Source organism: Nonomuraea sp. NPDC002799 (assembly GCF_053592075.1).
On sequence record NZ_JBSFVA010000024.1, the window covers coordinates 48365 to 68637 of the forward strand.

The window sequence follows — 20273 nt, forward strand, 5'->3', positions numbered from 1 at the left end:
GGCGATTCAGGCTTCACGTTGGATGGCAGGCGCGCGAGTACTCACATGCGGTTTGAACTGCACGGAGGGAGTTCTCGAACTCGCGCCCCGGGCGGTGATGTCGCCGCGGCAGCCGGCCTGAACGCATCACCGCCGTCGGGGGCGTGGAGTCCGGTCCCTCAGGTGCGGGTCCACCGTTGGTTGGTGCCGCCGTTGCAGGACCAGATGATCAGCTTGGTGCCGTTGGCGGTGGCGTTGTTCGGCGCGTCGAGGCACCGGCCCGACTGCGCTCCGGTGATGGTGCCGTCAGCGTTGAGGCGCCATTGCTGGTTGGCCTGACCGTTGCAGTCCCAGATGATGACCTGGGTGCCGTTGGCGGTGCCCTGGTCGTAGGCGTCCAGGCATTTGTTGCCGTAGACCCGGAGCTCACCGCTCGCGGTGGGCGTCCACTGCTGGTTGGGCCCGCCGTTGCAGTCCCAGATCTGCGCCTGCGCGCCGTTGGCCTGCGAGGCGCCGGTGACGTCCAGGCACCGGCCCGAGCCGGTCCCTCTGATCGCGACCGCGGGGACGATGCCTCCTCCGGTGACGGTGTACATGGCCGCCCCGTGTCCGGGCACCGGCGCGCTGATGGTGCTGGACGAGGAGGACGTCGTGTGCGCCCACAGGTCGCGCACCGAGTAGGAGGACGCCGAGCCCAGGCCCAGGGCCGAGGCGGTGGTGGAGACGGTCGAGGTGGAGGTGCCCCGGTTGAGCAGGACGACCGCGACCGAGCCGTTGGACATCGGCTTACGCCAGACCTCCAGGTCACCGTTGTCGCTGATCTTGTGGCCCTGTCTGCCGCCCCAGTCCTGGTTGACCGCGATGACCTCGGTGTTCGTCAGGATGGACCGGGTCTCGGCGCTCATCGACCGGATGTCGTTGCCCGCGATGAGCGGCGCGTTCAGCAAGGACCACAGGCTGAAGTGCGCCCGTCCCTCGGTCGCCGTGAGCGCGCCGACGCCGACCTCCAGCATGTCGGGGTCGTTCCAGCCGCCCGGCCCCGAGTACGCCTCGAGCCCGACCTGCTGGTCCAGGATGCCCATGACGGAGTTCCAGTTCGCGGCGATGTCGCCCGTCGTGCGCCAGGAGTTGCCCACCGGCATCCCCCAGGTCCACACGTTCTCCTGGCCCCAGTTGCACAGGCTGTAGAGGATCGGGCGTCCGGTGGCGGCCAGCGCGTCCCGCATGGCGGTGTAGCGCTGCAGCCCGCTCCTGCCCTGGTGATCGCCGCAGTTGTCGTACTTCAGGTAGTCGATCCCCCAGGACGCCCACTGGGCGGCGTCGCGCTGCTCGTAGCCGAGGCTGGCCGGGTAACCCGCGCACGTGGTCGTGCCCGCCGAGGAGTAGATGCCGAGCTTGAGCCCCTTGGCGTGGACGTAGTCCGCCAGGGCCTTCATGCCGCTGGGGAACTTCTGCGGGTCGGGCACCAGATTGCCGTTGGCGTCGCGGCTCCTGGTGGACCAGCAGTCGTCGAGGTTGACGTACTCATAGCCGGCCGCCGCCATGCCGCTGGAGACCATGATGTCCGCGGTCTGCCGGATGAGGGTCTCATTGACGTCGCAGAAGAAGGTGTTCCAGTCGTTCCACCCCATCTGCGGTGTACGGGCGAGCCCGTTGTCCAGCGCGACGGCGGGCGACGCTCCGCTGCCGATCGCGACCAGCGAACCGGCGGCCAGTGACACCGCCAGGAGCCATCTCATGACCCTACGCATCTGACTCTCTCCTTCAGGTCGCGTCGCAGTTGAGGGTGGGGGTGGACGCCGTTCCACCAGGTGCGGGGATTGGCGAGAGCACCGGCGGCTCGGGACTACTGGAACGAGGCGTCATCGATCGAGAAGCCGTCGGTGCCCGCCGCCGTCTCGACGTAGAAGGTGGCGCCGGTCAGCGTTCCGCTCCACGACACGGTCGCCGTTCCGGTGAGCTGTGTCCAGCCGCCGGAGTTCACCGGCGTCGCCGGCGTGAGCTGGAGGTAGCTCGTCGTACCGCCGGCGGTGACCGCCAGGGTCGCCTTCGCGCTGGGCGTGCCGCTCTGTGACCGCACCCAGACGCTCGTGGTGTAGCTCTTGCCGTTGGTGAGCTTGGCGGTCACGTCCTGGGTGGTGCCGTTCCATGACGCCGTGCGCCCGGCGATGGACAGCGCCCGCGCGCCTCCGTGCACCGGGTCGGTGACGGACGACAGGGTTCCGCCGGACGTGCCCCACGCCGAGGTGCCGCTCTCCATGTCGCCGTTGGTCAGCAGGTTCCCGCCGGTTCCGGTGCCGCCGGTGAACTGCCACCAGTTCACGTTGAACAGGTTGCCGCTGCCGCCGGTGTACTTAAAGTACAGGTCATGGGTGCCCGTCGCGCCGTTCACCGGGCAGGTGACCGTCGTCCACGTCTGCCAGCCACCGGTGCCCGGCACGGTGCACGTCCCCGCCAGCGTGCCGTTGACGCCGTCCAGGCGGAGCTCGATGCGGCCACCGCTGGTCGCCGAGGCCACCCGCGCGCTGAAGGACGTCGCGCCGGAGCCGAAGGCGACGCCCTTGACCTTGATGTGGTCGCCGTTCTCGATCCACCCGACGTTCATGCCGCCCTCGCCGGCGGGTTCGGTCTCCACGCCGGACTCCCAGGCGATCGTCTCGGCCTCCTGGCGGACATAGGGGTTCAACGTGCCTGCCTGGGGCGCTCCGGTCGTGGTCATGTTGATCGTGGGGATGGTTCCGTCGGCGTTGTAGGTGAACTTCTCGACGGCCACCGAGCGGGTGTAGCCGCCACCGCCCGACAGGGCGCCGTTGTGGTAGAAGAAGTAAGATCCGCCGTTGAAGTCGATGACGCCGGGGTGGTTGGTGAAGCTGCTGCCCTGGGTGGGCATGACCGTCCCACGGTAGGTCCAGGGGCCGGTGGGGCCGGGGGCCGTCGAATAGCCGATGAACTCCGAGCAACATTTCGCGGCGAAGACGTTGTAGTAGAGGCCGTTGCGCTTGTAGACCCAGGGGCCCTCTTCGTACAGGGTGGGACGGCTGGTGTTGCCGGTGCGGGTGCCGAAGCCCGCGGTGGTGAGCGGGATCTGGGTGGGGCTGCCGGAGTACGAGATCATGTCGGCGTTGAGCCTGACGTACCAGAGGTTGGGGTTGCCCCAGTACAGGTAGGCCTGCCCGTTGTCGTCGATGAAGACGGTGGGGTCGATCTCGCCGTTCCTGACGAGGGGGCGGCCGATGGCATCCGTGAAGGGCCCGGTGGGGCTGTCGGAGACCCCGACGCCGATGGCCATCTGGCCGCTCGCCCGGTCCTTCACTGGGACGTACCAGTAGAACTTGCCGTTCCGGTAGACAGCCTGGCCCGCCCACGCGTCCGCGCTCGCCCAGGCGAAGGTGGCCACGCTCATCGGCGAGCCGTGGTCGGTCCAGTTCACCAGGTCCGCCGACGACCAGACCCGCCACTCCTTCATGGTGAAGTACGTCGAGGCGTCCTCGTCGTGTCCCGTGTAGAGGTAGACCCGGCCGTTGTGCACCAGTGGAGCGGGGTCGGCGGTGTAGATGGTCTGGACGATCGGGTTGTCCGCCCTGGCCGTGCCCGGGATCACCACCACGGCGCAGAGCAGAGCCACGATCGCCAGCACCGCGCACTTCGCCATGAAGCCGGGCGGTAGGGGGGATGCGACTTTCATGGTCACCTTCCGAAGTCGGGCGGGCATGGGAGCGAGCCGCGGTGTGTCAGGTAAGGGCCCAGCGCTGGTTGGCGCCGCCGTGGCAGGAGTAGAGCTGCAGCCGGGTGCCGTTGGCGGTGCCCTGGCCCGCGGCGTCCAGGCACAACCCGGACTGCGCTCCGGTGAGGGTGCCGTCGGCGTTCAGACGCCATTTCTGGTTGGCGCCGCCGTGGCAGGAGTAGATCTGGATGCCGGCGCCGTTGCCGGTGCCGGCCGCGTCGAGGCATTTGTTGCCATAGATCCTGAGCTCGCCGGCCGAGGTGGCGGCCCACTGCTGGTTGCTACGCCCGTTGCAGTCCCACAACTGCACCGCGGTGCCGTCGGCGGTGGCGGCTCCGGGCACGTCCAGGCAACGCCCGGAGCCGACTCCCTTGATCTGCCCGGCCGGTGGTGGAGTCGGCGTCGTGGTGGACGATCCGCCGTCCAGGCCGAAGAAGCGGATGGCGTGCGCGGCCATCCCCGCTCGCGGCAGATCGTGGCCGGCTCCGGTGATGGTGTACGCCTCGACCTGCCCGGAGCCGAAGACTCGCCGGGTCCAGCCGGACTGCGGGCTGTCGGTGGAGACAGGGGTCTGGCTCAGCCCGTGCACGTTGGTCCACTGGTCGACCTCCTCCTGCAGCATCGTGTACGGCAGCACGGAGTCGGCGGTGCCGTGCCAGGCCATCACGCGCGGGCGGGGCCCGGTATAACCGGGATAAGCGTTCCTGACCAGGTCACCCCACTGCTGCGGCGTCTTGTCGCCGCACCCGGCGGGGCCGAGGCAACCGTAGGGAACTCCCGCGAACGGCGCGCCGGCCTTGAACACGTCCGGGTACGTGGCGAGCAGGTTGAGGGTCTCCATCGCGCCGGAGGAGAAGCCCGTGGCGAACACCCGCTGCGGGTCGCCGTTGTAGCGTTGCAGCACGTAGTTGGCCATGGAGACGATCGACACCGGGTCGCTGCCGCCCCCGTGGCGCAGGGCTTCGTTCGACCACACGTCGAAGCAGTTCGACAGGCCATTGGTGCTCTTGTTCGCCTGCGGGTAGATGACGATGAAACCGTGCCGGTCGGCCAGCGAGGCGAACTCGGTCCCTTGGTGGAAGCTCGGCGCCCAGCCGTTGCAGCCGTGCATCGCCACCAGGACACCCGGCTGGGACACCACTCTGTCGGGGACGTAGAGGTACATCCGCAGACCGCCGGGGTTGGCGCCGAAGCTCGTCACCTCGGTCAGGGCCGCCGCCGACGCTTGCGGCGCAGCCGTGAGGAACACGGCCAGCGCGGTGACCGCCGCCGTGATCAGAGCCGCCAGGGCGGCGCCGATGCCCACGTACCTGCTACGCGGTTCGCTTCGCTTCATTGTCCCGCCTCTTCGTTGTTAGCGTTAACAATGGTGCTGGCTGATCGAGCTCTCCCTCGGGCCGGTATGGAGGTGGTGGCGGGACGGAGCAAATACGAGGCACAAAGGCACTGTCAAGACCGCCTTAACTTTCAGCGGCCGGAGAAGGCGGCGGCCGAGCACGCTCACCTCGGATTTTCGAGTCCTGCCGCAGCCGACCAGCGAGAGCGGCGCCATGAAACTTTCATCCAAGCCTCACTGGCGACACCGGCCGAAAGTTTCAAGAGCGATAAGCCGCACATTAAGCCAACAACTAGGCCAGACAGCGCCTTGTATCCCCGAAAGTTTTCACGGCATCCTTGACAACTTTCGGCGAGATTCCCACACTGAGTGCCCGAGGTGATCTCCCCTACCGGCTCGGTGGTGGCTCAACAGGGGAGTGCCGTCCCGACGCCTGTGATGTGCGTCCCCGCCGGAACACGGCGTCGGTCCCGCGGGTGTGCCCCGCACCAGCCCTCTTCCCGTGCTTTACCTACGGAGGCTCAAGCATGCGTGTCATGTCCCCATCTACCGTCCGACGGCCGCTCGGCGTGCGCCGCCGGGCGCTGATCACCGGCGCGCTCGGCGCACTCGGCCTGATCACGGCACTGGCGACGGCGATTCCGGCCGATGCCGCGGAGAGCACCCTCGGCGCGGCCGCCGCGCAGAGCGGCCGCTACTTCGGCACCGCCATCGCCTCGGGCAAGCTCGGCGACTCCGCCTACACGACGATCGCCAATCGCGAGTTCAACATGGTGACGGCCGAGAACGAGATGAAGATCGACGCCACCGAGCCCAACCAGGGGCAGTTCAACTTCACCAACGGTGACCGGGTCTACAACTGGGCCGCGCAGAACGGCAAGCGGGTGCGCGGGCACACCCTGGCCTGGCACTCTCAGCAGCCGGGCTGGATGCAGTCGCTGTCGGGCAACTCACTGCGCCAGGCGATGATCAATCACATCAACGGCGTCATGGGCCACTACAAGGGCAAGATCTACGCCTGGGACGTGGTCAACGAGGCCTACGCCGACGGCAACTCCGGCGGCCGGCGCGACTCCAACCTCCAGCGCACCGGCAACGACTGGATCGAGGTGGCCTTCCGCACCGCGCGCGCCGCCGACCCGGCCGCCAAGCTGTGCTACAACGACTACAACACCGACAACTGGAGCTGGGCCAAGACGCAGGGCGTCTACAACATGGTCAGGGACTTCAAGTCCCGCGGCGTGCCGATCGACTGCGTCGGCCTGCAGTCGCACTTCAACAGCAACAGCCCCTACAACAGCAACTACCGCACGACCATCCAGAGCTTCGCCGCGCTGGGAGTCGATGTGCAGATCACCGAGCTGGACATCCAGGGCGGCTCGGCCACCACGTACGCCAATGTCGTCAACGACTGCCTGGCGGTGCCGCGTTGTACCGGCATCTCGGTCTGGGGCGTTCGCGACAGCGACTCCTGGCTCGGCTCCAGCGCCGCACCGCTGCTCTTCGACGGCAACGGCAACAAGAAGGCCGCCTACACCTCGGTGCTCAACGCGCTCAACGGGGGCAGCACCACGACGCCGCCGCCCGGCGGAGGCGACGCCGGCCAGATCAAGGGCGTGAACTCCGGCCGCTGCCTGGACGTGCCCAACGCCGGCACCGCCGACGGCACCGCGGTGCAGCTGTGGGACTGCAACGGCCAGACCAACCAGCAGTGGACGCAGACCTCGGCAGGAGAAGTGAAGGTGTACGGCAACAAGTGCCTGGACGCCGGGGGCACAGGCAACGGCGCCAAGATCCAGATCTACTCCTGCTGGGGTGGCGACAACCAGAAATGGCGCGTCAACTCCGACGGCACCATCACCGGGATCCAGTCCGGGCTGTGCCTCGACGCCGTCGGCGGCGGCACCGGCAACGGCACGGGACTGCAGCTCTACAGCTGCTGGGGCGGCAACAACCAGAAGTGGACCGTCAACCCCGCGTCCGCATAGCCGCACAGCGCCGGACGAGAGCGGCGCGGCCGGTGACCAGGCTCGGCGACAGGAGCCAGATCACCGGTTGCCGCCGCCGTTCCAGGCCGGCTGCCGGGCGGCGGCGGCATTCCAGCCCGGGCATCGGCGCCGTTGACGGCGGCGTCGATGTCCGGGCGCCACCGTCCTGACGGTGCCACCGGCGCGGCTCGTGTCAGTCGGCGTGGGCGATGTCCAGTTCCCGTTCGCGGATGGACCTGCTGTTGCTTCGCAGGGAGCGCAAGGCGTGGCCGATCACGGGGAGCTGGAGGCTGCGCGCCAGGACCGGCCGGAGGGCGACCTGCCGCTGGTTGCCGGGGGTGACGAAATACCGCTGTTCGACGCCGTTGTCCTGGTAGTAGGTCATGTGCGGGCGGAGTTGCGCCTCCCAGGCGTGCAGCGCGCCGTGGATGTCGCCGGGGTGACGGTGCAGCATGCCGGCAAGAAGGTCGGCTCCGGCGAGCGCGGCGGAGATCCCCATGGCGGCGTACAGGCTGGGGCTCCAGGCGGAGTCGCCGACCAGCACGACCCGGCCGTGCGACCAGGCGTCCATGCGGGGTTGCTCCACCGAGTCGAACAAGAACGCGTCGGCGTCGAGCGCGTCAAGCGCCTCGCCGAGCAGCCGGCCCGTGGGCTGAGGTCCGTACGCGGCGCGTACCCGCTCGGCGGGCCGGCCGGTGAACTCGGCGTCGACGTCGTCGGCGCGGTAGGAGAAGAGCACAGTGGGCGGGTGGTCGGCGAACGGAAAGATCCACATGGCCCGGCCGGGCTCAAGGAGACTCGCGCCTTCGTGCGCGGCGAGCCCGCCGACCGGGCCCGGCAACATCGCCGCCGCGATCATGTAGCCGAGCCGATGCAGATATCTGTCGTGCGGGCCGAAGGCGAGACGCCGGACCGTGGACCGCAGCCCGTCGGCGCCCACGACGAGGTCGAATCGCTCGGTCACGGATGCACCGTCGTGTTCGAGCGTCACCTCGACGCCGGAGGCATCCTGCTCGATGTGGGTGGGGGTCGTCGCGTAGCGGATCTCCACGTCGTACGGGAGCGCCGCGAAGGCGGCACGTTCCACGTCACCGCGCAACATCGTGCGAGGCGAGACCGGCAGATCCCCGAACCCCAGGCCGGGTCTGCGGACGCCGGCGCGATCCACCGTGTAGGTGATGCCGCCGGGCGGCGACCGGTCGGGGATGGCGTCGAGAATGCCGAGCCGCCGCGCCGCGGCCTGGCCGGCGCCGAATAACACGACGAAGTAACCACCCGATCGACGGCCCGGCGCTCTCTCCACGATCACCGGATCCCAGCCGATGCGCCGCAGGCCGATCGCCGTGGCGATACCGCTGACACCGAGGCCCACGACCAGGGCCCGTCTTCTTCTGCTGCGCGACGAAGTCATGATTTCCTTCACGGGACGAAAACGATGCGGCCGTCGGTCTCGGCGGTCCACGCCTGCTCGACCTGGGCCAGGGGTACGGCGCGGGCCCGTACGTCGATCGCGCCGGCGGTCACCGCCGAGGCCAGCTCCGGCAGCTCGGCGAGGAAGTCCCGGGCGGGGACCGAGCCGATGCCGCTGCCGACGATCTGCAGGCGGGCTGAGCGCAGAGCCGCGGAGGGGATCGGCGCGCTCTGGCCGGCGATGGATCCGATCTGGATCCAGGCCAGCGGGGCGGTGCGGTCGGCGCGGGCGGTGAGCAGCGGGATCATGGCGGCGGCGGCCGGCTCACCCCACACGTAGTCGATGACCACGTCGACGTCGGCCGCGCGGCCGATCTGGTCGAAGGTGATCGTCTCGTCGGCGCCGAGCGCGGTCAGCGCCTTCAGGCGGGTGGCGTCGCGGCCGGCGGCGATGACCTGGGCGGCGCCGAACAGCTTGGCGATCTGGACCGCCATCCGTCCGGCGTCGCCGGTGGCGCCGAGGACGAGGACGCGCTGGCCGGCGTGGAAGTCGACGCGCCGGCGCAGCGCGACCCAGGACGACATGGCCGGGTTCATCGCGGCGGCGATCCGCACCGGGTCGATGTCGTCGGGCAGGATGACGCTGCGGCGCGGGTCGATGAGGGTGCGGTCGGCGAACGTCCCCAGGCCGGTTTCGTTCAGGGCCACGTAACGGAGGTTGCCCTCGTGGTCGCGTACGACGCCGTCGACGCCGGGGACCAGCGGATACATCCCGTCGCTGGAGTAGTGCGAGCCGTTCGCTCTGGCCCTGGTCAGATGGTGCAGGCCGGCTGCGAGGACCTCGACGACCACCTCGTCGCCGTGGCGTGGCGCGGGATCGGGATGGTCGCGATAGACCGGCGGTGCGTCGGCCGCTGGGATGACGGCAGCGTGCATGGTGACCTCCAGGAATGGTTGGAACTTCCAACAACTATGATGGTTGGAAGTTCCAACCATGTCAACCACCTGTGGGATCCCCCGGCTCGGGATCCGGGTCGCGAGGCGCCTCTGGACGGCGGTTCGGCATGGTTGGTAATTCCAACCATGCCGAACTAGCATGACGGCATGACCACCGCTGACGACGTCATGGACGCCCTCGTCCGGACCACCTTCGAGGTGGCGGGCATGCTGACCCGCATCGGTGGCGAGCACGACCTGTCGCTCACCCAGCTACGGGTGCTCGGCATCCTCCGCGACCGCCGCGCCCGCATCACCGAACTGGCCGCCTACCTCGGCCTGGACAAGTCCACGATGTCCACCCTCATCGCCCGCGCCGAGCGCCGGGGGCTGCTGACGCGCGGCAAGAATCCCGATGACGGCCGGGTCGTCGAGGTGTACATGACGCCAGCCGGGCTCGAACTCGCCCAACGCGTGGAGGACGACATCCGGCGCGCCCTGGCGCCAGCGACCGGCCGCCTGGATCAGGAACAGTTCGGTCGGCTCGTCGCCCTGCTCGACGTCGTCCTGGCCCGCTCGGCGCATGCACACGCCGTACCGGAGCCGACGACCACGCGCTGACGGCCGGACGGTGGTGGGGGCGCCCAGGCGCGCGCCGTTCCGCGGCAAGGCGCTTGCTCACGCCTTGGTCTCGGCGAGCGCGCTCCAGCCGTGTTCCAGGAGGTCGAAGGCCCGGGTGATGGCCTCACGGGGGTTGTCGCAGGCGTAGGCCGCACGGGGGGCTTCGAGGGCGAAGTGGGCCAGGGCGCCGCAGATGGGGTCGCCCGCGGCGAGGCCGCTCTCCTCGGCGATGGCCTGGGCGAGTGCGGCGGTGTGACGCAGCCACATGTTCTGGGCATAGTCCCGCAACGCGGGCGTGCCGGCCACCAGGTTGGTGAAGGCCGCGAAGGCGGCGTCGCCGTCGGCGGCGGCCAGCCGGGTGGTCAGCGCGTGTTCGCGCAGCGCGGCCGGGATGGAGCGGCCCTTGGGCCGCTCGCGGACGGCGGCGAGCAGGCGGGTCTCCTGGCCGGAGTCCTCGTCGAAGACGAGGGCCTCCTTGACCGGGAAATGCTTGAACAGCGTGGTGGTGGACACGTCGGCGGCGTCCGCGATCTCGCGAATGCCGACCTCGTCGTATCCGCGCTCCAGGAACAGGCGCAGCGCGGCGTCGGCGATGGCCTGGCGGGTGGCGGCCTTCTTGCGCTCGCGGCGCCCCACCGGCACGGGTGAGGGACCTGTCGCGGCGTCGGTCGTGGTGCTCGGCATACCGGCACCCTACCCCTTCGGTTAACCGACTTCAAAAGTTGTGTTGTTGCACTTATTGAGTTGGTGTGTTTTTCTGGGGCCGGCGGCTTTGCGGCATCGCCCGGCCGCCTCTTCTTCCCCATGACCCAGGCACACCTTGAACGGAGCTCCATCATGAACAGCACTCCGGCACCCCGCATCGCCATCATCGGAGCCGGCCCCGGCGGCCTGATCTGCGCCCGCATCCTCCAGCAGCACGGCATCACCGCCGCCGTCTACGACCGCGACGCCGGCCCCGCCGTCCGCGACCAGGGCGGCACCCTCGACCTGCACGCCGGCAACGGCCAGATCGCCCTGCGCGAAGCCGGCCTCCTGGAGGAGTTCTTCCACCTGGCCCGGCCCGAGGGCCAGGAGATGCGCCAGATGGACCCGGCCGGCACGATCCTCTTCCACCACGTCCCCGAGCAGGGCGAGCGCTTCAAACCGGAGATCGACCGCGGCCTGCTGCGCGACCTGCTGCTCAACTCGCTCCAGCCCGGCACCGTGCGCTGGGGCCACGCCCTGCAGACCGTCACCGGCCCCGCCGAAGGCCCCCGGCAGCTGCACTTCATCGGCGGCACCACCGTCGAGGCCGACCTCGTCGTCGGCGCCGACGGCGCCTGGTCCAAGGTCCGCCAGGCCGTCTCCCCGGCCACCCCCCGCTACAGCGGCGTAAGCTTCCTGGAAGCCTGGTTCCACGACGTCGCGACCCGGCATCCCGGCATCGCCGAGCTCGTCGGCCAAGGCGGCGCCGCAGCAGCCGACGGCGACCGCGGCCTGTTCGCCCAGCGCAGCAGCGGCGACCACATCCGCGTCTATCTCATCCAGCGCGTCCCGGCCGACTGGATCACCGCCGGCGGCCTCACCCCCCGGTCCACCGAGAGCATCCGCGCCCTTCTCCTGGAGCGCTATCGCGACTGGTCGCCCCGCCTGCGCCGGCTGATCACCGACAACGACGGCTCCTACGTCGACCGCCCGATCTTCGTTCTGCCCGTCCCGCACGCCTGGGAGCACAACCCCACGGTGACCCTGCTCGGCGACGCCGCCCACCTCATGCCCCCGCTCGGCGTCGGCGTCAACCTCGCCCTGCTGGACGCATGCGAACTCGCCCTCGCCATCGCCCGCCACGACACCATCGACGAAGCCGTCCACGCCTACGAAAGCACCATGCTGCCCCGCTCCACGGAGATGGCCCGGCTCCTCGACGGCGCCGCCGAAGAGCTGCTGTCCACCGAGCTACCCGACTTCGCACAAGCTCAGGCGACCAAGCCCCTGCGGTAGGCGTAGATCACCGCCTGCACGCGATCACGCAGGCCGAGCTTGGTCAGGATGCGCGACACGTACGTCTTGACGGTCTCCTGGCTGATCACCAGCGTGGCGGCGATCTCGCTGTTGGACTGGCCATCGGCGATCAGGCGCAGCACCTCCAGCTCGCGGGCGGTCAGCGGGACGTCGTCCGCGGTGCCGCCCTCGGCGGGACGGATGCGCGCCGCGTACCTGCCGACGAGCCGCCGCGTCACCTCCGGCGCCAGCAACGCCGCGCCCACCGCCACGGTGCGGATGCCGTGCAGGAGCTGCGCCGGCGGGGCGTCCTTGAGCAGGAAGCCGCTCGCCCCGGCGCGCAGCGCCTCGTAGACGTACTCGTCCAGGTTGAACGTGGTCACCATGACCACCTTGACCGGGTCCGCCACCCCGGCGCCGGCCAGCAGGCGGGTCGCCTCGATGCCGTCGAGCACCGGCATCCGCACGTCCATCACCACCACGTCCGGCTTCAGCCGGCGGGCCAGGTCGACCGCGGCGCGGCCGTCGCCGCACTCGCCCACCACCTCCAGGTCGGGCTGCGCGTCGATGATCGTGGCCAGGCCGGTGCGAATCAGCGCCTGGTCGTCGCAGATCAGGACCCGGACCGGCGCACTCACGACGGGCGCCCTGCGGGGATGCTCGCCTGTACGACGAAGCCGCCGCCCGCCTGCCGGTCGGCCCGGAACTCGCCGCCCAGCGCGTCCACTCGCTCGCGGAGCCCGGCCAGGCCCCGCCCGCTCCCGCTGGGAGAGGCGGCGGCCCGGGAGCCGGAGCCGTCGGTGCTCACCGCCACGCTGATCTCCTCTCCGTAGCGCACCCGGATCACGGTGCGGCTGCCGTGGGCGTATTTGAGCGCGTTCGTCAGGGCCTCCTGCACGACCCGATAGGTCACGAACTCCGCGCTGCCCGCCGATGTGGCCGGGCTGCCCTCCTCGATGAACTCCACCGGCTGCCCGGCCCGGCGGGTCTGCTCCACGAGCGTGCGGAGCTCACCGGCGGAGGGCCTGCTGACGTCGGAGTCGTGACCGGGGTCGAGCAGGTCGAGCATGTGCCGCAGGTCGGTGATGGCCCGCCGGCCGGTGTCGGTGACGGCGCTCAGCGTCGCGTCGAGACGGTCGGGGGCGGCCGTCAGATAGCGTGCGGCCTCGGCCTGCACGACCATCGCCGTCACGTGGTGGGTCACCACGTCGTGGAGTTCGCGGGCGATGCGGGTGCGTTCGGCGGCGCGGGTGGTCTCGGCGAGGTGGCGGCGGCGTTCGGCCTCGGCGGCGCGGGTGGAGCGCAGCCAGGCCCCGATGCCCCACGCGAGGGCCAGGACCAGGTAGAACACCACGTAACCCGCCACCCTCTCGGTCGAGCCGGCCCTGCCGAGCGCGAGCGCCAGCGGCACGTACGCCAGGGAGAGCAGGACCACGGTGACGCGCCGGTGGCGCTCCAGATGGGCGCCCGCGCTGACGAGCGCGATGGGCATCGCGCTGCTCGCGAACACGTGGTAGCCGCGGAGCTGGTCGAGGACGAAGCCGAGCGACACCAGAGCCAGGCACACGGCCGGCCACCGCCGTCGCACGGCGAGCGGAAGAGACTCCAGGGCGATCACCACGAACGCCAGCGCGTCGAAGGGACGGGCCGGCAGGTCGCCGACCTGCGTCCCCTTGCCATGGAGCGCCGGCAGCAGCGAGGCGACGGCCATCAACAGCCCGAACGGCAGATCACGGACCACGACGTCGCATCGCCGCCATAGGTCCGTGATCCGCCGTAGATCGATCATTGGGTGAGCGTAGCGGTCGCGCGGCGCCGGAGCGGGACCACGTTGCCGCGCCGACGGGCCAGCCACATGAACACGAGCATCAGCAGCAGGCCGAACACCACCGCGTACGGGCTCGCCTCCGGCCCGAACGCGCCACCCGTGAGCAGGGCGGGACCCGACGTCACGCCGTGCAGCAGCCCCTCCGTCGCGCCGTTGCCCGAGACCTCGGTGCTGAAGATGCCGGACGCGGCGAAGTTCCAGCCGAAGTGCACACCGATCGGCACCCACAGGGTGCGGGTGGCGGCGTAGGCGGCGGCGAGCATGCCGCCCGCCTCGATCGCGATGGCGATCGCGCCCCACAGGTTGGCGTGCGGGTTGACCAGGTGCAACAGGCCGAACAGCACGGCGGTCAGCGTCAGCGCGATCCACGTCCCCGTGCGTTCCTCGACGATCCTGAACAGGATGCCGCGAAACAGCACCTCCTCCGTGACCGCGGCGGCGGCCATGAAGCCGATCAGCCCGACCGCGCCCCCGACCGAGCCCAGGCCCTCGATCCGGTAGCCGCCCAGGAAGGCGATGTTCACGATGACGGCCGCGAACATCGCGACACCGATCAGCGCCCCTCGCGCGACGGCGCGGGCGGCGCCCCGCGTCGCCACCTCCTCCGGTGCGCGGCGCTCGGACCAGCGCACCACCCGGGCGTACACGAGCACGGCGAGCACGGCCGTCGCCAGGCCGAACAGCAGGGTGAGGAGCGGGTTCCCCTCCACCGCGCCGCCGACCGTGCTGCCGATGAAGGCGACCACCGCGACGGGAATGAACTGTTTCAACAACCGCATGACGACTCCTTGCGTGGGGGGCTCAGCGGCAGTGCGCCGCTGCTGTGCCGACAACGCTAGGGACCCGGCGGTTCGGAATCGTCCCCGCACGGTGGACACTCGCGGGTAGCTCGCACGGGGGACAGCTCAAGCGGCGCCGCGCACCGTGGCACGGTCAGTGGGGTGTCATCAGGAGCACCTCTCGAGTGGTGCCGCCGTCTCGGGTGACCAGGCGGTACGTGCCGGCGTCCGTGGTCTCGACGCGCCAGACGGAGCCGCGCCCGCCGAGGGAACGGCCGGCGCGCGAGTCGGCGATCCGGTAGTAGCCCTCGTCGATGTGCACGAAGCGCCAGGTGTCCCCCAGCCGCTTCCGGTTGGCCGGGTCGGTGATCAGGACGTCGCCGACCGGCTGGATGCGGAACTGCTGGCAGGCCTCCCCGCGCCAGGTGAAGGTCCGCACGGCCCCGTCCCCTCGATCGCAGGCGTCGAGCACGCGGCCGGCCAGCTTGTTCTCTATGCGGGACCAACCGTGGTCGGTGGGCAGGATCCGGAACTTCTGGCAGTCGTTGTCGAGCCAGCCCCACTGCGCCACGCGAGCACCGTCCGCGTTGACGCAGGCGGCGACCTCGGCGACCTTGTTGCTGTGCCGGTTGAGGATGCTCGACCAGCCACCGCGATGTTCCAGGCGCCACTGCCGGCACGCGCCTCCCGCCTCCGGGGCTGTCAGCCGGATGTCCGCGCCCTCGTAGCCGCAGGTGGGGTTGTCGACCGAGCCCGCACCGTCGCGGCTCACCAGCGTCACGTACGCGGGGCCGCGCCCATGGCCGCGGTTGCCGCTGAGCGGGTCGCCGAGGCGCGGCCAGCCGCCGTCCCAGGAGATCGGCCGCACCGAGCCCTTGGGCAGCGCGCCGTCGGCAGCGTCGTAGTAGTGGTGGACGTACAGGTCTGGTCCATTGCCTTGGCGTAGCAGGACGTCACCGCCACCGGTGCCTTGGAAGCCGTTGTAGCCGCGCAGCAGTTCGGTACCACCGCCTTGCAGGAGCGGCAGGCCGTCGCGGTCGACGTACGGGCCGTGGAGGCTGGTCGAGCGGCCGACGACGACGCGGTAGTCGGAGTTGACGCCACGGCAGCAGAAGTCGAAGCCGGCGAAGAGATACCAGTACCGTCCCTTGCGGACGATCGACGGGCCCTCGACCGCCGCGCCGCCCCGGGAGGCGAGCGAGTACAGCGTCGTGTCCTCCATCGACAGCAGACCCGTCGACGCATCGAGACGGCGCATCTTGATGCCGTCCCAGAACGAGCCGAACGACAACCACGGCACCCCGTCCTCGCTGACGGTGACGTCGGCGTCGATCGCGTTGAACGTGTCGGACGTGCGCGAGCGCAGCACCATGCCGCGATCCACCCAGCGGTGGTCCGGACTGTCGGGGTCGAGGGTGGCGTTGGTGGCCAGACCGATCACGGAGTTGTTCGTTCCGAACGAGGAGGCGGCGTAATAGAGGTGGTACTCGCCGTCGAAGTAGGTGATGTCCGGTGCCCAGAAGTCGCCCGGCGTGACGCCGAGCTCGTCCACCACCCACTGCGGCGGCGTGGTGAAGACCGTTCCGAGGAACGTCCAGTGCACCAGGTCGGTGGAGCGGCGGATCGGCAGATAGGTGCGGGTCTCGATGTCGCCGGTGATGATCTCGTAGTAGTACCGGCCCTGTCTGATGAGGGTCGGGTCGTGGGCGATCGGGTCCGGAGAGGGCTGCGCCGGCAGCCCAGCCGCTGCCACCGCTGCCACCGGGGCAGCCGAGGCGGCCGGGACCGCCGGCACTGTCGGGGCCGCGCCGAGCAGCACCCCGAGCAGCAGTGCGGCCACGGGGCCCAGCACGCGGGGGCGGCGGCTCATCCCCGGCTTCCCGCAGGCTGCGGCCGGGTCGCGTGCGCCCGCTCCCGGCGTCGTGGGTGGCGGCGGCGTCATCGGGAACCTCGCCGTGCCGGGCGGTGCCGTGCGTAGCCGGTTCATAGAACCCCACTCAACGTTATCGTTAACATTCCGTCGCCAGGTTGGGAGTAGCGCCTTGACGGACCAGAATGGTGGCAAGTGTTAGCGCAAGCAGGACGGCCGTCAAGACCGAGATGAAATCCTGCGGGTCACGCGGACGTCCCCGGCACCCGGCTCCGATGACGACGTCGTCGTCGTAAGTGTCGCCGTCCCTATCCGTTCCCCTTCGCGGCGCGGCCGAGACGGAAGGCCGAGATGAGGAAGAAGACGCCGCCGGGGATGGCGTAGCCGGCCGCGTTGATCAGCGTCGGGCTGTCCGCGGAGGCACCGGCGATGAACGACGCACCGGCGAGTACGGAGATGCCACCGCTGATGATCATCGGCCACTGGCCGCCCATCGTGCGGCGAGTGACACCCACGATCAGCTGGACCAGCCCGGCCACGACCGCCCAAGCGCCCCACACGCGCAGCACCGCCGGGATGCCGGACGCGCAGGCGATGGCCACGCCGATGGCGGTGATCAGGCTGACCGCGATGTTCACGTTCAGCAGGGCAGGTGCTCCGGTGGCGCGCGACGCGCGGGCGTCGATGATGGCGGCGGCCACGTCGAACAGCGGGTAGAGCACGAGCAGAGTGACCGCGACCGGACCCAGTTTCGAGGCGGTCGTGAACATCACCAGGGCCCAGACGATGGCGAACGCGAACCGGACGAAGTACAGCCGTCGCAGCGCGGACGCGGTCCTGGAAATAGCGGGCGAAGCAGCGATAGTGCTCATGGTGCGCCTTTCAGTGGATGAGTCAGAGCGGGTCCCTCGGGCGGCCTTGTGCCGGACCTCTTACTAGACCGAACGTTCTGTCTCGGGTCAGCATGGCAACTTGCGGCACAGACTGTCAAGACCGAACGTTCTACCTACTAGGATGGCGGCATGCCTAGCCAATCCGAAGGCCGGCCGTCCGAAGCGCGGTCCCGGCTGCTCAACACGGCCACCCGGCTCTTCTACGGGAAGGGCATCCACGCCGTCGGCATCGATCGCATCGTCGTCGAGGCGCAGGTGACGCGGGCCACCCTCTACCGGCACTTCCCCGGCAAGGAAGATCTTGTCCTCGCCTATCTGAACGAGGTCGACCAAGCCATGCGGGGTCAGGCGGACGAGGCCGTCGCCGCCGGACTACCGGCCGCCGGCACCATCCGGGCCCTCAGCGAGTCCATCGCCCAGGGCATCCAGTCCCCCGGCTTCCGGGGATGCGCCTTCCTCAACGCTGCCGCCGAGTATCCCGACCCCGAGTCCCCGGTACGCAAGGCCGTGCTCGCCCACCGCCAATGGTTCCTGGAAACCGTCACGGAACTGCTGGCCAAGATCCAGGAGACCGGCGCCGAGCCCGCCGCCCGCCACTTCGTGATGATGCGCGACGGCGCCATGGCCGCCGGCTGCCTGTTCGACCCGGCGCTGATCTGCGAGACCTTCCTGCGCGGGGTCGAGAGGCTCCTGCAGGTTTATGCCACCACCGACTACAGCGGACCGGCGGGCGCCTGAAGCCACCGGCCTACGCTCAGAAATGAAGCGGCCGAGCCCCTGCCGGCCGTTGCCGGCGGCGTGCGCAGGCGCGGCCGGCTCGTCGCGGTGGCCGCCCGTCTGCGCGGCCGCCAGTGTTCGGGCACCTATCCTTGCTGCATGGGTGACGTACTGAAGGGGCGAGGTTGCGCGTGGGAGTTCGAGGACGGGGGGCTGCGCATTACGCCTGAGCCGGGTAAGGCGTCGAAACTGAGCATGGAGCTCGGTGAGCGGTTCGTGCCGTACGACGCGCTGGCCGACGTCATGCTGGAGCCTGGTGCACGCGGCAGGGTGGTGTTGCGGGTGGTTCCCCGGGAGGGAGCCGATCCGGTCATGTCCGCGGCAACGGGGCAACTTCAGGAGTCGCTCGATCCGTACCGGCTGGTGCTGCCCGCCGCCACGAAGACGCTGGCCGACCAGTATGCCGACGAGATGCGCGCGGCCATGTCCGAGCGCGGTCCGGCTGAGCGGTTCCTGATCGCCGGTCCTTCGGTGCCGCGAAGTTTCCAGGCATGGGACGGTGAGGCCGCCTTCGACGGGGAGGCTGTCACCTTCACCTGGTTCTCGTCCACAGCTTCCCCGGCCAAGTACGCGGCAGGTGACCGGCGCTACCCGATCACCGAGATCGAGGGCGTCGATTGGCATGCGCTGGAGGACGCTCGCGGGTCGTTGCGGCTGCGCATCCGCGGGCACCAGGCCCTCTCCAACCCCAACAACGATCCCGCCTCCGTGGTGTTCGGCATTGGCTGGGGAGCCACGCATCACTCCCTGCCCTTCGCCGCCGCCGTGCTGGCCGCCGTACAAGCTCCATGATCGAACAGGACGCGGCGGGAGGCTGAGCCGCTGTCCCTTATGTGACCCTTGTGCGCACTTGCGGGCCAAGCGTGGTCACGCCGGCGACGTGTCGGCGGACGGTCCTGGCCGATCCACAGGAGCGTGCCGTGCGGAGCACGGGTGGCAAAGTATGGAAGTACGTACTATTCTCGTCCTTCATAATGAAGGATGTAAACATCTTTGAGAGCGACTCTGACGGCCTCCTCTACGACCCTCGGGTCAGGGCCGCGATGACTCAGTTCGCCGGCAGCGACGAAGACCTGCGCACCTTCGAAGCGGGCGCCGCCGTGCGCACCGCCAACCAGGCCGTCGAGCGCATGCGCGCCCACGGCGCTCAGGGGCGAGGGATCAGCGCGGGCGCGCTCGACCTGCTGATCCGCCTCAACAACAGCGAGTACGGCATCAGCATCGGCGAACTGGCCCGCACCGCCGGGGTCAGCTCCCGCAACGCCACCGGCTTGGTCGACACACTGGAGCACAACGGGTTGGTCCGCCGGGTCCCCGACCCGGCGGATCGACGTTCGGTTCTGGCCGAGATCACCCCTGCCGGGCGAGCGTGGATGGAGGCGTTCCGCAAGCCGTCGCAACTCGCCATGCGGGCGATGTTCCACGGGTTCACACCTGAAGAGCTGGTCGTTCTGCGCGACCTGTGCCTGCGCCTGGCCGCCAACCAGCATGACCTCGCCGACCACCTGCGCCAGATCGGGCAACAGCCATGACCACGACAGCTCAGGAACGGACCCGTCGCACCGTGCGCGCCTGTCACGAGGCGCGCTTCCGCGGCGAGGTGCGCGAAGCGGAGGCCACGCTCGTCACCCCTCGGGTCGCGGTCGCTGCCTGCCGGTGAGGAGTTGCCCCACCCCGAGAGGAGTTTGGCGTCATGGCCTCCATCCGCCACGAGATCGTCATCGATGCGTCCCCCGAGCACATCTGGGATGTGCTGCGCGACGTCGGAGCCGTGCACGAGCGCCTGCTGCCGGGCCGTGTCATCGACACCCGGCTGGAGGGCGACCAGCGGTTCCTGACCTTCCCCGACGGGCACGTCATCCGCGAGCTGATCGTCACGATCGATGATGATTCCCGCTGCTTGGCCTATTCCGTCGTCGAAGGCGCGAGACCCGCGCTCGAGCACCATCACGCCTCGTTCGAAGTTCGCCCGGAGGGCGACGAAGCGGGCCGGCTGATCTGGACCACCAACGTGCTGCCGCACACGCGAGCCGCCGAAATCCGCCTGCGCATCGAACACGGCGCATGGGAGATGAAGCAGGCGATCGAGGCCGCCCACCGGTGAGAGAGCGAACGGCGGGCGGCCCGGCCGGGTGCGGCCAGGGCGTGA

The 20273-nt window shown here is 69.8% G+C and carries 18 protein-coding genes; 7 read left to right on the forward strand and 11 right to left on the reverse strand.

Annotated features, from left to right (window positions below; all coding sequences use genetic code 11):
- Positions 1-158: 158 nt before the first annotated feature.
- The 3 genes from ACWD0F_RS34310 to ACWD0F_RS34320 all read right to left on the reverse strand — a co-directional run bounded on the left by ACWD0F_RS34310 (position 159) and on the right by ACWD0F_RS34320 (position 5039).
- The gene (locus ACWD0F_RS34310; protein WP_449883158.1) at positions 159-1730 is read right to left on the reverse strand and encodes a lectin; all 1572 of its coding nucleotides are present in this window, start codon (positions 1728-1730) and stop codon (positions 159-161) included.
- Positions 1731-1825: 95 nt separating this feature from the next.
- Positions 1826-3664 carry a family 43 glycosylhydrolase gene (locus ACWD0F_RS34315; RefSeq protein ID WP_449883160.1) on the reverse strand — a complete coding sequence of 613 codons (1839 nt, stop codon included), beginning with the start codon at positions 3662-3664 and terminating at the stop codon, positions 1826-1828.
- Positions 3665-3710: 46 nt separating this feature from the next.
- Complete coding sequence (locus tag ACWD0F_RS34320; protein WP_449883163.1) at positions 3711-5039, reverse strand: extracellular catalytic domain type 1 short-chain-length polyhydroxyalkanoate depolymerase; 1329 nt, start codon at positions 5037-5039, stop codon at positions 3711-3713.
- A 536-nt stretch (positions 5040-5575) separates the two neighbouring features.
- Between ACWD0F_RS34320 and ACWD0F_RS34325 the strand changes: the two genes are divergently transcribed.
- Positions 5576-7027: an endo-1,4-beta-xylanase gene (locus ACWD0F_RS34325; protein ID WP_449883166.1), complete on the forward strand. Its 1452-nt coding sequence runs from the start codon at positions 5576-5578 to the stop codon at positions 7025-7027.
- Positions 7028-7220: 193 nt separating this feature from the next.
- Here ACWD0F_RS34325 and ACWD0F_RS34330 read toward each other — a convergent pair whose 3' ends face one another.
- Positions 7221-8438 carry an FAD-dependent monooxygenase gene (locus ACWD0F_RS34330; RefSeq protein WP_449883168.1) on the reverse strand — a complete coding sequence of 406 codons (1218 nt, stop codon included), beginning with the start codon at positions 8436-8438 and terminating at the stop codon, positions 7221-7223.
- An 8-nt stretch (positions 8439-8446) separates the two neighbouring features.
- Entirely contained in the window at positions 8447-9373 is a 927-nt protein-coding gene (locus ACWD0F_RS34335; RefSeq protein ID WP_449883171.1) for a quinone oxidoreductase family protein, read from the reverse strand.
- A gap of 168 nt (positions 9374-9541) precedes the next feature.
- Between ACWD0F_RS34335 and ACWD0F_RS34340 the strand changes: the two genes are divergently transcribed.
- Positions 9542-9994 carry a MarR family winged helix-turn-helix transcriptional regulator gene (locus tag ACWD0F_RS34340; protein ID WP_449883174.1) on the forward strand — a complete coding sequence of 151 codons (453 nt, stop codon included), beginning with the start codon at positions 9542-9544 and terminating at the stop codon, positions 9992-9994.
- 57 nt (positions 9995-10051) lie between these two features.
- Here ACWD0F_RS34340 and ACWD0F_RS34345 read toward each other — a convergent pair whose 3' ends face one another.
- Positions 10052-10678: a TetR/AcrR family transcriptional regulator gene (locus ACWD0F_RS34345; RefSeq protein WP_449883175.1), complete on the reverse strand. Its 627-nt coding sequence runs from the start codon at positions 10676-10678 to the stop codon at positions 10052-10054.
- A gap of 153 nt (positions 10679-10831) precedes the next feature.
- Between ACWD0F_RS34345 and ACWD0F_RS34350 the strand changes: the two genes are divergently transcribed.
- The gene (locus tag ACWD0F_RS34350) at positions 10832-11977 is read left to right on the forward strand and encodes an FAD-dependent oxidoreductase (RefSeq protein WP_449883178.1); all 1146 of its coding nucleotides are present in this window, start codon (positions 10832-10834) and stop codon (positions 11975-11977) included.
- Here ACWD0F_RS34350 and ACWD0F_RS34355 read toward each other — a convergent pair.
- The 5 genes from ACWD0F_RS34355 to ACWD0F_RS34375 all read right to left on the reverse strand — a co-directional run bounded on the left by ACWD0F_RS34355 (position 11953) and on the right by ACWD0F_RS34375 (position 17326).
- The gene (locus ACWD0F_RS34355) at positions 11953-12615 is read right to left on the reverse strand and encodes a response regulator (RefSeq protein WP_449883181.1); all 663 of its coding nucleotides are present in this window, start codon (positions 12613-12615) and stop codon (positions 11953-11955) included. The two genes, ACWD0F_RS34350 and ACWD0F_RS34355, sit on opposite strands and share 25 nt — an antisense overlap.
- Positions 12612-13766, reverse strand: coding sequence for a sensor histidine kinase (locus tag ACWD0F_RS34360; protein WP_449883183.1), 1155 nt, complete (start codon positions 13764-13766; stop codon positions 12612-12614). The genes ACWD0F_RS34355 and ACWD0F_RS34360 overlap by 4 nt, the downstream gene beginning before the upstream one ends.
- Positions 13763-14584 carry a CPBP family intramembrane glutamic endopeptidase gene (locus ACWD0F_RS34365; RefSeq protein WP_449883185.1) on the reverse strand — a complete coding sequence of 274 codons (822 nt, stop codon included), beginning with the start codon at positions 14582-14584 and terminating at the stop codon, positions 13763-13765. Before ACWD0F_RS34365 ends, ACWD0F_RS34360 begins: the two co-directional genes overlap by 4 nt.
- Before the next feature lie 154 nt (positions 14585-14738).
- Positions 14739-16454, reverse strand: a complete 1716-nt coding sequence (locus tag ACWD0F_RS34370; RefSeq protein WP_449883188.1) for a family 43 glycosylhydrolase — start codon at positions 16452-16454, stop codon at positions 14739-14741.
- 308 nt (positions 16455-16762) lie between these two features.
- Entirely contained in the window at positions 16763-17326 is a 564-nt protein-coding gene (locus tag ACWD0F_RS34375; protein WP_449883191.1) for a hypothetical protein, read from the reverse strand.
- A gap of 150 nt (positions 17327-17476) precedes the next feature.
- On the opposite strand from ACWD0F_RS34375, the gene ACWD0F_RS34380 reads away from it, so the two are divergent.
- From ACWD0F_RS34380 to ACWD0F_RS34395, 4 genes are all read left to right on the forward strand, one after another.
- Complete coding sequence (locus ACWD0F_RS34380) at positions 17477-18085, forward strand: TetR/AcrR family transcriptional regulator (protein ID WP_449883194.1); 609 nt, start codon at positions 17477-17479, stop codon at positions 18083-18085.
- 138 nt (positions 18086-18223) lie between these two features.
- Positions 18224-18916, forward strand: coding sequence for a DUF4429 domain-containing protein (locus ACWD0F_RS34385; RefSeq protein ID WP_449883197.1), 693 nt, complete (start codon positions 18224-18226; stop codon positions 18914-18916).
- 251 nt (positions 18917-19167) lie between these two features.
- Positions 19168-19656: a MarR family winged helix-turn-helix transcriptional regulator gene (locus ACWD0F_RS34390; RefSeq protein ID WP_449883199.1), complete on the forward strand. Its 489-nt coding sequence runs from the start codon at positions 19168-19170 to the stop codon at positions 19654-19656.
- Between the two features lie 161 nt (positions 19657-19817).
- Positions 19818-20228: an SRPBCC family protein gene (locus ACWD0F_RS34395; protein WP_449883202.1), complete on the forward strand. Its 411-nt coding sequence runs from the start codon at positions 19818-19820 to the stop codon at positions 20226-20228.
- Positions 20229-20273: the final 45 nt, after the last annotated feature.

Coding starts and splice junctions, on each gene's coding strand:
- ACWD0F_RS34375 (WP_449883191.1), bottom strand. CDS start 17,326: ATGAGCACTATCGCTGCTTCGCCCGCTATTTCCAGGACCGCGTCCGCG.
- ACWD0F_RS34395 (WP_449883202.1), top strand. CDS start 19,818: ATGGCCTCCATCCGCCACGAGATCGTCATCGATGCGTCCCCCGAGCAC.
- ACWD0F_RS34335 (WP_449883171.1), bottom strand. CDS start 9,373: ATGCACGCTGCCGTCATCCCAGCGGCCGACGCACCGCCGGTCTATCGC.
- ACWD0F_RS34310 (WP_449883158.1), bottom strand. CDS start 1,730: ATGCGTAGGGTCATGAGATGGCTCCTGGCGGTGTCACTGGCCGCCGGT.
- ACWD0F_RS34390 (WP_449883199.1), top strand. CDS start 19,168: ATGACTCAGTTCGCCGGCAGCGACGAAGACCTGCGCACCTTCGAAGCG.
- ACWD0F_RS34340 (WP_449883174.1), top strand. CDS start 9,542: ATGACCACCGCTGACGACGTCATGGACGCCCTCGTCCGGACCACCTTC.
- ACWD0F_RS34385 (WP_449883197.1), top strand. CDS start 18,224: ATGGGTGACGTACTGAAGGGGCGAGGTTGCGCGTGGGAGTTCGAGGAC.
- ACWD0F_RS34350 (WP_449883178.1), top strand. CDS start 10,832: ATGAACAGCACTCCGGCACCCCGCATCGCCATCATCGGAGCCGGCCCC.
- ACWD0F_RS34325 (WP_449883166.1), top strand. CDS start 5,576: ATGTCCCCATCTACCGTCCGACGGCCGCTCGGCGTGCGCCGCCGGGCG.
- ACWD0F_RS34315 (WP_449883160.1), bottom strand. CDS start 3,664: ATGAAAGTCGCATCCCCCCTACCGCCCGGCTTCATGGCGAAGTGCGCG.
- ACWD0F_RS34380 (WP_449883194.1), top strand. CDS start 17,477: ATGCCTAGCCAATCCGAAGGCCGGCCGTCCGAAGCGCGGTCCCGGCTG.
- ACWD0F_RS34365 (WP_449883185.1), bottom strand. CDS start 14,584: ATGCGGTTGTTGAAACAGTTCATTCCCGTCGCGGTGGTCGCCTTCATC.
- ACWD0F_RS34345 (WP_449883175.1), bottom strand. CDS start 10,678: ATGCCGAGCACCACGACCGACGCCGCGACAGGTCCCTCACCCGTGCCG.
- ACWD0F_RS34360 (WP_449883183.1), bottom strand. CDS start 13,766: ATGATCGATCTACGGCGGATCACGGACCTATGGCGGCGATGCGACGTC.
- ACWD0F_RS34320 (WP_449883163.1), bottom strand. CDS start 5,039: ATGAAGCGAAGCGAACCGCGTAGCAGGTACGTGGGCATCGGCGCCGCC.
- ACWD0F_RS34330 (WP_449883168.1), bottom strand. CDS start 8,438: ATGACTTCGTCGCGCAGCAGAAGAAGACGGGCCCTGGTCGTGGGCCTC.
- ACWD0F_RS34370 (WP_449883188.1), bottom strand. CDS start 16,454: ATGAGCCGCCGCCCCCGCGTGCTGGGCCCCGTGGCCGCACTGCTGCTC.